The 13,686-nt window shown below is 69.1% G+C and carries 12 protein-coding genes and 1 CRISPR repeat array (1 of these 13 running past the window's edge); of the genes, 10 read left to right on the top strand and 2 right to left on the bottom strand.

Going from position 1 to position 13,686, the window contains the following annotated elements; all coding sequences use genetic code 11:
• Positions 1-157: 157 nt before the first annotated feature.
• Complete coding sequence (locus OHA72_RS07290) at positions 158-718, bottom strand: HD domain-containing protein (protein ID WP_327007080.1); 561 nt, start codon at positions 716-718, stop codon at positions 158-160.
• Between the two features lie 13 nt (positions 719-731).
• The gene (locus OHA72_RS07285) at positions 732-1,793 is read right to left on the bottom strand and encodes a helix-turn-helix domain-containing protein (RefSeq protein WP_327007079.1); all 1,062 of its coding nucleotides are present in this window, start codon (positions 1,791-1,793) and stop codon (positions 732-734) included.
• A 492-nt stretch (positions 1,794-2,285) separates the two neighbouring features.
• Here OHA72_RS07285 and OHA72_RS07280 point away from each other — a divergent pair, with 492 nt between their 5' ends.
• The 10 genes from OHA72_RS07280 to OHA72_RS07235 all read left to right on the top strand — a co-directional run bounded on the left by OHA72_RS07280 (position 2,286) and on the right by OHA72_RS07235 (position 12,194).
• Positions 2,286-2,489 (top strand): hypothetical protein, encoded by a 204-nt coding sequence (locus tag OHA72_RS07280; protein ID WP_327007078.1) that lies wholly within the window; start codon positions 2,286-2,288, stop codon positions 2,487-2,489.
• A gap of 290 nt (positions 2,490-2,779) precedes the next feature.
• The gene (locus OHA72_RS07275) at positions 2,780-4,072 is read left to right on the top strand and encodes an APC family permease (RefSeq protein WP_327011488.1); all 1,293 of its coding nucleotides are present in this window, start codon (positions 2,780-2,782) and stop codon (positions 4,070-4,072) included.
• Positions 4,069-5,067: an acetamidase/formamidase family protein gene (locus OHA72_RS07270; protein ID WP_327007077.1), complete on the top strand. Its 999-nt coding sequence runs from the start codon at positions 4,069-4,071 to the stop codon at positions 5,065-5,067. Before OHA72_RS07275 ends, OHA72_RS07270 begins: the two co-directional genes overlap by 4 nt.
• 6 nt (positions 5,068-5,073) lie before the next feature.
• The gene (locus tag OHA72_RS07265; RefSeq protein WP_327007076.1) at positions 5,074-5,814 is read left to right on the top strand and encodes a GOLPH3/VPS74 family protein; all 741 of its coding nucleotides are present in this window, start codon (positions 5,074-5,076) and stop codon (positions 5,812-5,814) included.
• Positions 5,815-6,029: 215 nt separating this feature from the next.
• A complete protein-coding gene (locus tag OHA72_RS07260) occupies positions 6,030-6,266 on the top strand; it encodes a helix-turn-helix domain-containing protein (protein ID WP_327007075.1) in 237 nt (78 codons plus the stop codon).
• Positions 6,267-6,617: 351 nt separating this feature from the next.
• A complete protein-coding gene (locus tag OHA72_RS07255; RefSeq protein WP_327007074.1) occupies positions 6,618-8,945 on the top strand; it encodes a hypothetical protein in 2,328 nt (775 codons plus the stop codon).
• 35 nt (positions 8,946-8,980) lie between these two features.
• On the top strand, positions 8,981-9,829 hold the full coding sequence (locus OHA72_RS07250) for an SAM-dependent methyltransferase (protein WP_327007073.1): 849 nt from the start codon (positions 8,981-8,983) through the stop codon (positions 9,827-9,829).
• A gap of 177 nt (positions 9,830-10,006) precedes the next feature.
• The gene (locus OHA72_RS07245; RefSeq protein ID WP_327007072.1) at positions 10,007-11,128 is read left to right on the top strand and encodes a radical SAM protein; all 1,122 of its coding nucleotides are present in this window, start codon (positions 10,007-10,009) and stop codon (positions 11,126-11,128) included.
• A complete protein-coding gene (locus OHA72_RS07240; RefSeq protein WP_327007071.1) occupies positions 11,125-11,292 on the top strand; it encodes a hypothetical protein in 168 nt (55 codons plus the stop codon). The genes OHA72_RS07245 and OHA72_RS07240 overlap by 4 nt, the downstream gene beginning before the upstream one ends.
• An 86-nt stretch (positions 11,293-11,378) precedes the next feature.
• The gene (locus OHA72_RS07235; protein ID WP_327007070.1) at positions 11,379-12,194 is read left to right on the top strand and encodes a phosphotransferase; all 816 of its coding nucleotides are present in this window, start codon (positions 11,379-11,381) and stop codon (positions 12,192-12,194) included.
• A gap of 179 nt (positions 12,195-12,373) precedes the next feature.
• Positions 12,374-13,686: a CRISPR direct-repeat array (repeat unit 37 nt; unit sequence GCTGCGCCCGGCCTCCCGGCTGGGCGAGGATCGCAAC); it runs 422 nt beyond the window's last position.

The following is a 13,686-nucleotide window of genomic DNA, read 5'->3' as shown; positions in this document are numbered from 1 at the left end:
AAGTTCGTCCAACGGTAGGTGGAGGTGGCGGTGCCGAAGTGGTAGCGAACTCGGAACATCGGAAGGTCGGCAAGATCCCTGCGTCCCGGATCAACAGTTTTCAGCGTTGTATCCGTCTGAATCGGCCTCGCTGGCAGTAGCCAACCAGTTGTCTGGTTTACCGGTCGCGCCAGGTCAGTGGAGACAGAACGGTTGCGGCCTCGGCGACCCGTCGAGCGGTCTCGGTCTTGAGGCTGTCGCGTGCGGAGGCGATCCACGCATCGACCCGATGAAAGCCGGTGTCGCGGTACTCAACGGCTTGCAACAGCATCTCCAGTTTGTCGGCGTCTTTCGCGCACACCGCTTCCAGCGTCTGCCGTGACTCGTACTCATCGACCGCATCGCGGATCGCGTCGCGGCTACGTGCGGGCAGCTGCTGGGTCTGATCGGCGGTGATCCGGCGCGGCTCTGGCTTGTTCAGGTATGCGGTGGCGGTGTGTGGCAGGTCGCCGGTGCGGGTCTCTTGGGTGTCGTGCCAGAGCGCGAGGAACGCGGCGCGGGAGGGATCGCCTCCTTCTTCAGCCGCGATGATCGCGGCGAGCTGGGCGGTCCGCATCGTGTGCTCGGCTACTGACTCGGGGTCGCGAACGCCGACATGCCACCAACCGGAACGTCGTATGCGCTTGAGCAGGCCGAGTTCGTACCCGAAGGCGGCAAGCGCCTCGGCGTCACCTGGCACGTCGAAGTCCTCTCTAGCGGTCAGCGATGCGGACCGCGTATTGCAGGCCGGCCAGCTGGTTGCGTTCAACCTGGCCCAGCGTTCCGGTGGCGGCGAGTTTACCGAGCGCTTCGCCCAGCGACGCGCGGACGGTGGGGTGGCCGTTGAGTAGCGAGGGCCGAGAGGCGACCAGGGTGTGCAGGGTGCAGATGTTCAACGGCAGGTGAGGCGACTCGGGGTCGAGGCGGCGCAGCAGGTGGTGAAGCAGCCGCGCGCCGGTCCAGGACCGAGTGTCGGCGTCCAGCATGAATCTGTCGCTGGTTTGCTCGTCGTTCAATTCGCCGATCCAGTACGCCCAGTAGTTGAGGTTCGCCGCTTCCCCCGGCTCGTCGGTCATGTGCTCGACGAAGTCATACAGGTGTGTGCTGTCTCCGGCGGCGGCGAGAGCCACGGATGCGGAGCGGGCCTCCAGCAGGCCGGTGATGTCTCCGGCTGGGACCCTTCGGCGTCCGGCGCGATGCCATTCGCTGCGGAGCCAGTCGACGGCTTCCGGCCGGCCGTCGAAGCCGAGCAGGTACACCGCTTGTCGCCGCAGCAGGGCCTCGTCGGCGCGTTCAGCGCGCTGCGCCACGGTCAGCAGGTGGTCAAAGAACCGGTCCCGTTCCTCGACAGCGAGTTCTGGCTGGATCGGTGTAGGGCCACGTTGGGACGGCGGGGGCGTGAACTCGTGCAGATGCTGCGGCTGTTTTCCGAGCATCGGCCACGTGATCAAGTTGGTGACGGTCCAGCGGTGGACGCTCGCAGCGAGCGGGTGTCGATCTGGCTGTACCCATGCGGTGCCTGCGGAAATGCCGGTTGAGAGCACCTGATCGGCTTCGATCGCCTCGCGCAGATGGCGCCCTGTGGACGCCGGAGCGCCCAACCGCGACAGCTGGCCGCACAACCGCAGGAAGTCGCCCGCGCTGACGGCTGAAAGTGGCCGGCGGCCGGACTCCCAGCCCTGGATGGTGCTGAGGTCGACACCGAGCCGCTCGGCGAGGCGTTCCTGGGTCAGTGCGGTTGATTGCCGGGCGAGCTTCAGCACAAAGCCCGACACCACACCGATCGTCCGCGAACCCGGACTCCCGGTCAGTGTTGCCCGCCCGCGTGCCATGGCCTTCCCCCGGATCATCTGCTTTGCCGCGCAAGGTACCCGCACTGACAGTCAGTTCTGCACTCCGTGACGCGATCGTAGCCTCATGTCACCGATGAACGCAGCACCGCCAGCCAGCAGGAACCAAGCCAGCCGACAGGTCGAAACCAGCACGACTTGGCGGAGACGGCATCGATGGCGGTACGAGATGCATCACCAACGAATCAGCGGGGACTACGGATGGACCAGCTACAACGCTCACTCACGCCGCACGCCTCGACGCGCCACTTCCTCGGTGCTGAACCACGCCGATGGCCTTCCGATCCGGTGGCTACCCCGGCCATGGACCGGCGGCTCAGCAACTTCGAGTTGCCCCGGTTCAGTCTGACGTCGCTGCTTATCTGCGGCGGGTGTGACCGGCCATTACAGCCCTCCCGGGCGACGGATGGTCGGCGCGTGTACCTGTTCCTGTGCGGCTGCTTGCGCGATGTGATCGACGCGGAGTTGGTGGAGCGACTCGTGCAGGACCGGGTGGAGGCGGAGTCGACGTGGCTGGCCAACCCGGAGCCTGACGGGCTCGGTGCGGTGTTCAAGAGCCTGTTCGCGCAGGTGCGGGTAGGCGGCGGCGTTGAGGAGTTGGCGTACGTGTGGCGGATCTAGGAGCCCTGTTCGCCGTCCCTGCGCAGGCCGCGGGGCGGCGAACAGCCTGGACCGCTAAGTCAAGTGTTCGATCGTTCGCGCGCAGGCGATGACGCGCGCTGATGAGTCATGCCCGCCCGCTTTAAGGCGGACGGTGATGTTCACCAATGGGGAGGACGACAGCGATGAGTGCCAGACAGCGTCTACCAGTCGAGTACGGCAGGCCGGGACCGGCGGCAGCGACGGGGAATGAGCCAGGGCTTCGGCGGACGTTGGGGCTGCGTGACCTGGTCTTCTACGGCCTGGTCTTCATGGTGCCGATCGCGCCCATGGGGATCTTCGGGTCGGTGTACAACGGCTCCGGCGGCATGGTCGCGCTCGCCTATCTGATCGGGATGGTGGCGATGGTGTTCACCGCCGCCTCCTACGCCCAGATGGTGAAGGCGTTCCCCCTCGCAGGGTCGGTCTACAACTACGCCGGGAGGGGCATCGGCGCGCCGGTCGGGTTCCTCGCCGGGTGGGCGATCCTGCTGGACTACCTCCTCGTGCCGAGCCTGCTGTACCTGATCGCGGCGGTCGCGATGCACGCCACCGTCCCGGCGGTACCAGTGTGGACGTGGCTGCTCGGCTTCGTCGTGTTCAACACGGCCGTCAACCTCTTCGGTATCCGGATGACCGCCCTGATCACCAGGGTCATGTTGGTCGGTGAACTCATCGTCCTGGCGGTCTTCCTCGGCATCGGTGTGAACGCGCTGTTGGAGGGCCGCGGTCGGGGGTTTTCGTGGGAGCCGTTGTTCAACAGCAGTACCTTCACGTGGCCGCTGGTGTTCGGCGCCGTGTCGATCGCGGTCCTGAGCTTTCTGGGTTTCGATGGCATCTCGATGCTGGCTGAGGAGAACAAGGGCGGCCCGAGCCAGATCGGTCGAGCGATGGCCGCCGCGCTCGCCCTCGCCGGCGTGCTGTTCATCGTGCAGACGTGGGTCGCGGCGCTCCTCGTCCCCGACCCGGCCGGTCTCCTGGCCAACGGCGACCCGGATGGTGTCGCGTTCTACGACGCCGCCCGGCAGGCGGGTGGGGCGTGGCTGGCGACGCTGTGCGCGGTCGCGACCGCCATCGCCTGGGGTGTCGCCAACTCGCTCGTCGCGCAGGTCGCCACGTCCCGGTTGTTGTTCGCCATGGCCCGGGACCGGCAGCTCCCCACGTTCCTCCGCAAGATCTCAGTCCGGCACGGTGTCCCGGCGAACGCGATCACCCTCACCGGGGTGCTGTCGGTGGCGATCGGCCTGTACATGGCCTGGCGCGCCGACGGCATCGCACTGCTCTCCTCGCTGATCAACTTCGGCGCGCTGTCGGCGTTCCTCGTGCTGCACGTCGCCGTCGTCTGGCACTACCTGATCCGGAAACGGTCCCGGAACCTCTGGTCACATCTGTTCGTCCCGGCGGCCGGGTTCGCGATCCTCGGCTACGTCGTCATCAACGCCAATATCGCCGCCCAGCAGCTCGGGTTCGTCTGGATCGGTGTCGGCGCCGTCGTCCTGATCGGCCTGTACGCCGCCGGTCGCCGTCCGACGTTGTCCGGTCTCAACGGGGACGGCCGGCCATGACCGAGGCGATCAGCGTCGTGGACTACGCACAGGACGAGCCGACCCTGTACACCTTCGGTGGCGCGGAACCGGTGACGATGCTCCGCCCCGGGCAGGTCCTGCGCACGACCACCGAGGACTGCTTCAGCGGTGCCGTGCTGACCGTGGACGACCTCCCATCGAAGGTGTGCGAGCAGTTCAACCCGGTCACCGGCCCGTTCTACGTCCAGGGCGCGGAACCGGGTGACACCCTCGCCGTGCACCTCATCACGTTGGACCCGGCGCGGGACTGGGGGATGTCGGCGACGTTCCCGCACTTCGGCGCCCTGACCGCGACGCGCACCACGGCGATGCTGCACCCGCCCTTGGAGGAGCGGGTCTGGCAGTACGACATCGACCGGCACGCCGGTGTGCTCCGCTACCACGCCCGCCGCTCGGATTTCACGGCTGAGCTGCCGCTCGATCCGATGCTCGGCACGGTCGGGGTCGCGCCGGCGGGCGGGGAGACTCGCTTGTCGATCGTTCCAGACGCTCACGGCGGGAATCTCGACGTGCCGGAGCTGCGGGCCGGGACCACCCTCTACCTTGGCGTCAACGTGCCCGGCGCGCTGCTGGCGTTCGGGGATGGGCACGCCCGCCAGGGCCAGGGCGAGGTCTGCGGGGTCGAGTGCGCGATGCGGGTCACCTTGGCGGTCGATGTCATCAAAGGTACCGCTACGCCGTGGCCGAGGATCGAGACCGACCACCAGCTGATGTCTGTCGGCGCGGCCCGGCCGCTCGAGGACGCCTACCGCATCAGCCAACACGACCTCGTCACGTGGGTCGTGGAACTGACCGGCCTAGACATCCTGGACGCGTACCAGCTCGTCTCGCAGGCCGGGCGCGCGGCGCCGGGCAACGTGTGCGACCCGAACTACACGATGCACGCCGCGATCGACACCGCCGTACTGCGCGGCGCGACGGGCTACGGAGGCGTGCACCAGCAGTTGCGTGCCCTCGCCGGGGCGATGTGGTGACCCGACATGACGAGTTATCCGATCGGTGAGGCGCCACCGCCGAACCTGCGGCAGCCGCTGCGGGTGGAGTTGTTCTTCCTGACCCATTCCGAGGCCGGTGAGCCTCTCGCCCACGTCGGTACCCTTGCCGTTGCCCTGGCTGCGGCGATCCTCGTCGATCATCTCCTCCGGCCCTTGTGGCGGCCCAGCCACGCCCAGCAGCTCCAGCCGCTGGAACGGCTCCGCATGGTCGGCCCACAGATCATCGTCATCAACCCGGACGTATCCGGTGACCCTGTTGCGGACTGGGCGATCACCGCGCTCGGCGGCGGTCGGGTCAGATCGGTGTCCGAACGGCAACGGTCACTGACGGTGCGGGACGCGATCCGCGCCCTCGCCGTGCACGCCTACCAACGCACCACCGCCGGCCTGTACGCCGGGGATCTCGCCCGCGAGGTGATCAAGCGTGGTCTGGGTCGTGGACGACGCCTGTACCCGCCGACCGACCCGGCGAACATCGCCCGGGTACGCGGCCGGTTGGGCAGCGTCCTGACCGGCAATACCCAACCCGACCCGCAGACCGACGCGCTCGGCGGGCTGATCCAGGCCCTGAACCTCACGGAGCCGCTGTACCTCGACCGGCCCGACCTGCGGGACCTGCTCCGACATATGTGCGCTCGGGTCGAGGAGTTCCACCCGGTAGTCCACCAGATCCTGACCGCCACCGAAGACCTGATCGCCGAAACGGCGGTACCGGTGTACGGATGACCGGCCTCGCAGCAGGCGGTGTGTGCACGTCCCGGGCCAGTCTGCGTCCGGCCCGGGACGGGGCGGCCGGGCAGCGGCGTCAACCCCTTTCACCGCCGGGGGCGAGCCGCTGCCCTGCGGGGTGGCCCCGACCGCGTCTCCCCAGGCACCGGGCCACCCCGCAACCACCTCGACGTCTCGCGCACTGCCCGTCGCATACCTCGAATGGACCCGACATGAGCAACAGCAACGGCGCTGCCCAGTCCGTTACCACGGGCGGGAAGCCGGACTGGAGGACCGCGCAGGTCCGCGACGAGATGCAGCGCCGCTACCTCCAGCAAGGGCAGTCAGTGCGCCAAATTGCCAGCGCGATGGGGTGCTCCTACGGCACGGCCCACCTGGTGCTGACGAAGGCGAAGGTGCAGTTCCGGCCGAAAGGCGGCGGCTACCGCCGCAAGCGGCGCACGTCGTAGGCACCACGCGCACCGCCGAGGTCCCGACCGTTGGTAGCGATCACCAGCAAGCAACTTGACCATGCACGCACCGGAACTAGACGAGGCAGCCAGCAGTGACCCTTCCTCTGCGGTGTCCACCCCCGCGCACGGGCGGCGACACCGTCCTCGACCCCAACCGTCCCACCCCGCAGCGCCTCAGCGGCGAGCAGCCGCAGGCGCCGAGCGGACCGCTGCATCCCGCCGATCGCGGCGCTGTCTGGCGGGACCTCGTGCGATGAGCCCGGCGACATGCCCACATCCCGCCTGCACGACTGGGCGGGAACCGCTGTCCACGCCGGTTGCGGCGTCTGATCGTCTGGAGGTCCTGCGATGAACCGCCGTCCTGGCAAGTCCCGGATCCTTCGCCTGGACGCCCGCCGCGCCGCTGTGAGCCGTGCTGGCAGGCTGCTGGACGAAGGCCGGACGGCGGAGGCCCGAACGCTGCTGGAGAAGGCGTTGCCGCCGGTGCCGCCGGTCGGTGCGGCACCGGACCGGCGGCTGATCGACGCCGCTGTCCTCTGGGTCCACCTCACCGGCGAGGACCCGGCCACGTACCCGGCGCGACTAGCGTGGGCACGCTACGCCTACGACGCCAGCCGCGCCCTGCCCGGCAACACCCCGGACCTCGACCGACGGCAGGCCAGCACCGACGCCTACGCCAGCGCCCTGCACCGGCTCGAACGCCACGACGAGGCGTTCACCGCCGCTCGGGAAGGTATCGACGTCGCCTTCGCCCGCGGCGACATCGACGACGTCGTGGACCGCCGTATCCTCCTCGCCGTCGGGGAACACGACCGGTGCTGCGACGACGCCAGCCGCGACGTGCTCACCGCGCTCACCGAGCGGTATGCGCGCCACCCCGAGACCAGCGTCATCGGCCTCGTCCGGACTCTGCCGATCCTGTTCGGTCTGGAGATCTGTCACCGTCACGATCAGGCCGAGACCGTCGCGGCCCGGATCCGGGTGACCGACCTGGACGCCGGCAACGTGGTGGACGAGGTCCTGGACAGCGTCGGGCAGCACACCGGCATCGGCGTGCAGCACACCGCCCGCGTCCACGCCGCCGCCGTCTGCGACCGCGCTGACTGCCCCGTGCAGGACCCGACCGACAGCACCCCGCCCGCCGAACGGCAGCGAGCGATGACAGCCCGGCTCCTCGGCCTGCTCCTGACCGGGTACGACCCGGCCAGCGCGGCACCGCACCCGGTCCTCATCAACGTCGCCAGCCGATACGCGGCGGTCGCCGACCTCAACCCCGATGGATGCACCGTGTCGCCGCTGGACTGGGCACGGTACGCCCACGAAGCCGCCCTCCAGATCACCGGCCTGGACTGGTCGCAAGCGCTCAGCAGGACCCGCGAAGCCGCCGGCACGTTCCAGCGGCTCGGCCGTCCGCTCGATGCAGACCAGGCGTGGCGGCACCTGGCCGCGTTCACCGATCGCCTCGACCCTGACAGCGCCGTCACCTGCCGCATGGCCATCGCGGAGGAGCGTTACCAGCAAGGGCGCTGCGATGAGGCGCTCGCCGCCGCTGACGCGGCCGTCACCGCCTGGTGGGCACAGCAGACCCGCAGCACCCTCGCCGGGATGATCGCCATGGTCCGGGCCGATCTGCTGTTCGACGGCTGCCACCGCCACAGCGAGCACCCTGTAGCCCACCCCATCGACATCTCGGCGTTCGACGACGGCGATAACGCCACCCTGCTGACGCTGTACGGCCAGGGCCTGACGGTGATGGCCGAGCACGCCCGCACGTATCACCCCTACGCCGGGTGCGCCGACCAGAGGTGCCGCGACGAGTTCGCCGTCGCCAACGACATCCCGCACCGGCATCTCCTGCGCACCATCACACCCCGCTACGAGGAAGGACAGTTCGGAGAGGTCGCCACCACTATCGGTGGACACCTCGCCACCGTCGACCCCGACAGCAGCCCGGCGTCCGAGGCATTGTCCGGGCTCGCGCTGCTCTACTGCGACAGCGCCGCGTTCACTGCCAACGCCAGCAGCGACCCTGTCCACGCCGCAGCAGCACGGCCCTTGGTGCTGGCCTGGGGTCGATACGCGCGCCGCGCGGCGGACGAACTGGACCCCCACCGACTGAAGTGGATCAGCGCGAGCCGGACCGTGGCGCGCGCCGCGGGCCTTTGCGGCGCGCATCCCGAAGCGATCCAGATCGCCCGCGAAGTCCTCGACCATCAGGTGGCCACCCTCGGCACCGCCGACGCCATCACCGCCCGCGTCGACCTCGCCGACGCGCTGCAGGCGGCCGGCCGCTGTGACGAAGCCGCCGCCGAGGCGGTCACCGCCTGGACCGACGCACAGCGCCACTACAACCCGGCCATCGCTGAGGAACGGTTCGCCGCCCTCCTCGTCGGCGTCGGGGTCGGGGCGTTGCACGGCGACTGCCACCGCCACCAGCAGGCCACAGACACGCTCGACACCGCCATCCGGCATTACACCGCCGAACCTGACACCGGCCCGCAGGCCGACGATCGGGAGCGTCGCTGGCAGCTCGCCAATGCTGCCATCGTGCAACGCCGCGAGCGGCACGACGCCGCCGACTACCACCCGGACGGGACGTGTGAGCAGCACGACGCACAGATCGCCGCAATCGTGCACCGGATGCTCAGTGACCGGCTCACTGGAGCACCCGCATGACCGCGCCGCGACCCCCGCGCGCCGACGGGAAGACGATGACCGCGAGGCAAGCCGGCGTGCCGGAGCTCCCGGTCGACCTGGACCGGCTCGGCGTCGACATCACCCGACCGCACCCAGCCCGCCGCTACGACTATCTGCTCGGCGGCAAGGACAACTTCGCCGCCGACCGAGCCTCGGCCGACGAACTCGCCCGGACGTTCCCGCACATCCGCACCGCCGCCCAGGAGAACCGGCGGTTCCTGATCCGCGCCGTGCGGTGGCTGGCGCGGGCCGGGGTACGCCAGTTCCTCGACGTCGGCACCGGCTACCCCACCGCACCCAACGTGCACGAAGCCGCCCGCGCCATCAACCCGGACAGCCGGGTGCTGTATGTGGACAACGATCCGGTGGTCGTCGCCCACGCCCGCGCCCTCCTGACCAGCCCCGAACCCGACGCCATCGGCTACCTACGGGCAGACCTGCGCAACCCGGCAACGATCCTGGACAGCCCACAGGCACGCACCACCCTCGACTTCGGACAGCCGATCGGGCTGCTGCTGGTGGCAGTGCTGCACTTCCTCGACGACACCGACCAGCCCTACACAGCGGTCAACACCCTCATCGAACGGCTACCACCCGGCAGCTTCCTCGCCCTGTCGCACGTCACGTTCGACCCGCTGCCCGAAGACACAACCCGCAACCTCACCGCCCTCGCCCAACCAGCGGCCGGGCACGGAACGTTCCGCGCCCGGACCCGCGACGAGATCGCACAGTTCGTCAGCAGCCTGGACCTCGTCGAGCCGGGCCTCGTATCGGTCGTCGACTGGCATCCGGACGAGGACCCGAAACCCGAGGCACCCGCCGAGCACGCGGCGTTCGACGTCGCGGTGGCGAGGCTGCCATGAGGTGTATGGCCCGTCGTCGGACGAGCTGCGCGGACAGACGTGCGGGCACTCCCGCGAACGTCGATCACAGCCGGAGCCCAACGTCGTTGCGTTCCATGTTGTTGCGTTCCATCCGCCGCTGAGCCGCTCTCACGGCACACCAAGCCGCTTCGAGGCGAAGGACCGAAAGGGGCACAGATGCACGTGATCGTCAGCCCGCAGGACGACATCTACCTCGCCGTACGACCCGGTGCGCAGGCAGGGATGCAGCTTCCCCGGGCGAACTACGAGGAACTCGCCGTGGCGGCGACGCACGGGCAGCCGGTGCCCTCGTGGTTCGCTGCCGCTGCACAGCAAGCATGGCAGATCGACCTCACCGGACGCCCGACCGGCAGCGTCGTGGCGGTACGGCACCGCTCCACCGCACCGGTCACCTACAGCCGCGCCTCGTGGGAGATCAACAAAGGCTGCAACTTCGCCTGCGAACACTGCTACCTCGAACAACGACCGTTCGGCGGGCTGCCGCTGGACGGGAAGCTGGCGTTGATCGACATGCTGCGGGACATGGGCGTGCTCTGGTTGCAGATCACCGGCGGTGAACCCCTCATCGACCCCGACTTCCCACCCGCCTACGAACACGCCCACGACGCCGGGATGATGCTCGAGATCCTCACCAACGGCTCGCGCCTCGCCCGCCGCGACCACCTCGCCATGTTCACCGCCCGCCGCCCGCACAAGATCACCGTCTCGATGTACGGGGCGAGCCCCGACACCGCCGACGCCCTCACCCAGACCCGAGGCGCGTTCACGAACATGTACCGCGGCGTGCAGGCCGCAGCAGCCGCCGGCCTGCCCGTCCAGGTGACGATCATCATCACCAGACACAACGTCGCCGAACTCGACGACATGCGCGCGCTGATCGACGAGATCGGCGTGCCCCGCAACGAGTACGGATCCATCTCCCCGACCTACACCGGCAACGGCGCAACCCTCGACACGCAGGCGCCGGGCCACCTCGACAAAAGCGCCGTCTTCGCCGGCTGCCCCGCCGGGCACACGTCGTTCCACGTCGACCCGCACGGCCTCGCCACGATGTGCAAAGTCGGCCGCGACCACCCCATCGACCTGACCGCAGAAGGCCCCGAAGGACTGCTGCGCCTGCCCCGAATCGCAGACGCCCAAATGCTTCGCACCGGAGGATGCAGCGGCTGCACGCTCTCCTCCACCTGCCGGGTATGCCGACCCATGGCCCGCGTGTACCAGGCGGCGAAGGCACCACTGCAAAACTACTGTCAGCACAGCGAGAGGAACCCAGCATGACCGTCACCGCTGTCCAGATCACCCGGCGCCCGGCACCGACCAGCACCACCCCCGTGTTCGCCAGCCGCGCCGCCGAGCCCACCAGCATCGTCATCATCGCCGACGTCGAGGCACTCACCCGCACCAACCAGCCTGGCTGCGGCGACGACAACCCCTACCGCTGACCCCCGGACCTAGACGTCAGGGGCCGTGGGCGGCTGCCGAGCCATGGCGGCGCCGCCCACGGCACCGCTCCCTTTGAGGAACAACCGTGTCAACCACCCGCATCCCGTACGAGAACCTCCCACCAGCGGCGCTCGCGGCGATCGAAGCGACGACAGGACCCATCGCGTCCACCGAAGCGACCTCGGAGGGCTGGAACAGCGCCGTCGCGGCGAAGCTCCACACCGCAACCGGGACATACTTCGTGAAGGCGCTACCGAGCGACCATCGCAGGGTCTGGACACAGCAGCGCGAGGCCGACGTCGCCCCATACGTGCGCTTCCTCGCCCCTGCACTGACCGCCCACACCGTGACCAGCGGATGGCACATCCTCATCTTCGAGGCCCTGCCCGGCCACCACGCCGACTACCGGCCGGGCTCCGCCGACCTGCCCAAGGTCGCCGACCTCATCCGCCGCATCGGTGAACTCCCGGCACCGCCGATCGAGCTACGCGACGCAACCCAACGCCTGGCCGCCTACGTCACCCACGACGACGACCTCCAGCACTTCGCGGGTAACACCCTGCTGCACACCGACTGGAACCCCAGCAACCTCATCATCGGCGACGACACCCGGATCGTGGACTGGGGCTGGGCCACCCGAGGCGCACCCTGGCTCGACACCGCCTACTGGACGATCTGGCTCATCGCCGCCGGACACACCCCAGCATCCGCCGAACAACACGCCGCTCAGATCCCATCATGGCAAACCACCAGCACCGCAGGACTCAACGCGTTCGCAGCCGCCAACACACGACTCTGGACCGAGATTAGCGGCGACCGCCCAGACCCGTGGACCAAACACATCATGACGGCCGCACAGGACTGGTACGAGTTCCGGCTGCGACAGTCAACAGACGCATGACCGCCGTTCAAGCTACGAAACGACGTTTCCGGGCGACCCTCACGCGATCTAGGAACCGTAGGCACACGTACGATTGGCTGCAGGTTCCGAACTCATAGATCCGGACAGAGCTCTGCAAATCCGACCTTGATCTGGCGCTGAGACTGTCGCTGTTCATCTATTTGTACTGCTCGGAAAGCGCTGCGCCCGGCCTCCCGGCTGGGCGAGGATCGCAACAGCCATGCGCAGTGCGCATCAATGATGTCACTCATGGCTGCGCCCGGCCTCCCGGCTGGGCGAGGATCGCAACGGGATTGCGGTGGTGCCGAACGGCACGTCGAAGGTCGCTGCGCCCGGCCTCCCGGCTGGGCGAGGATCGCAACTCCACATGCCCCACGGCGTGGTTGCGGTGACGCCATGGCTGCGCCCGGCCTCCCGGCTGGGCGAGGATCGCAACTGGCTGACGCGGCGACGTCAATGGACTTGACGGTCTTGCTGCGCCCGGCCTCCCGGCTGGGCGAGGATCGCAACACCGCCACGCAGCGCGTCTGCCTCGACGACTACCGCGCCGCTGCGCCCGGCCTCCCGGCTGGGCGAGGATCGCAACTCTTCTGAGGTCAGCATGTCGTCATCTCCTCCAAGGCTGCGCCCGGCCTCCCGGCTGGGCGAGGATCGCAACACCAGGTCCTCGACCTTATCGATCTTGTCTTCTACGCGCTGCGCCCGGCCTCCCGGCTGGGCGAGGATCGCAACGCCTGGAAGGATTCCGCATGAGCCGATCGTGGGCCAACGCTGCGCCCGGCCTCCCGGCTGGGCGAGGATCGCAACTCAGCGCGGAGACAGGGGTTCGACTCCCCTACTCGCGCTGCGCCCGGCCTCCCGGCTGGGCGAGGATCGCAACAACGACGGCCGTGAGGAGCCGCTCCCGCCGACCGAGCTGCGCCCGGCCTCCCGGCTGGGCGACGATCGCAACACCGCCGAGGACGTCACCGAGCAGGCGCGAGTCGCCCGCTGCGCCCGGCCTCCCGGCTGGGCGAGGATCGCAACGATGAGCAGCGCGCGGCGCGGGCTATGCTCCCCCGTCGCTGCGCCCGGCCTCCCGGCTGGGCGAGGATCGCAACGCCCGTCAGATCGAAGCGGACCTGTGGACGAAGGGCACGCTGCGCCCGGCCTCCCGGCTGGGCGAGGATCGCAACCCGTTCGTCTGCTCCCGAACCACGGAGACGTCTTTACCGCTGCGCCCGGCCTCCCGGCTGGGCGAGGATCGCAACGTCCCGTAGAAGTACGGGACGGTACCGCCGCCGCCGCGCTGCGCCCGGCCTCCCGGCTGGGCGAGGATCGCAACTCCGAGGCCCGGCGGGAGCGGGCAGCGATCGAGGGCTGCGCCCGGCCTCCCGGCTGGGCGAGGATCGCAACCCGAACGTGCAGCGGCACTTTCACGGCCGTCCCCGCCGCTGCGCCCGGCCTCCCGGCTGGGCGAGGATCGCAACTCCTTGCCGTTCACCCTGCTGGA

This window comes from Dactylosporangium sp. NBC_01737, from assembly GCF_035963215.1.
Lineage (GTDB): Bacteria > Actinomycetota > Actinomycetes > Mycobacteriales > Micromonosporaceae > Dactylosporangium.
Note: the sequence above shows the minus strand (reverse complement) of the source record. Positions and strands in the feature narration are given on the sequence as shown.

Bases quoted from the DNA above. Each gene is read 5' to 3' on its own strand.
- OHA72_RS07275 (WP_327011488.1), top strand. From the start codon at position 2,780: ATGGTGCCGATCGCGCCCATGGGGATCTTCGGGTCGGTGTACAACGGC.
- OHA72_RS07270 (WP_327007077.1), top strand. From the start codon at position 4,069: ATGACCGAGGCGATCAGCGTCGTGGACTACGCACAGGACGAGCCGACC.
- OHA72_RS07265 (WP_327007076.1), top strand. From the start codon at position 5,074: ATGACGAGTTATCCGATCGGTGAGGCGCCACCGCCGAACCTGCGGCAG.
- OHA72_RS07260 (WP_327007075.1), top strand. From the start codon at position 6,030: ATGAGCAACAGCAACGGCGCTGCCCAGTCCGTTACCACGGGCGGGAAG.
- OHA72_RS07255 (WP_327007074.1), top strand. From the start codon at position 6,618: ATGAACCGCCGTCCTGGCAAGTCCCGGATCCTTCGCCTGGACGCCCGC.
- OHA72_RS07250 (WP_327007073.1), top strand. From the start codon at position 8,981: ATGACCGCGAGGCAAGCCGGCGTGCCGGAGCTCCCGGTCGACCTGGAC.
- OHA72_RS07245 (WP_327007072.1), top strand. From the start codon at position 10,007: ATGCACGTGATCGTCAGCCCGCAGGACGACATCTACCTCGCCGTACGA.
- OHA72_RS07240 (WP_327007071.1), top strand. From the start codon at position 11,125: ATGACCGTCACCGCTGTCCAGATCACCCGGCGCCCGGCACCGACCAGC.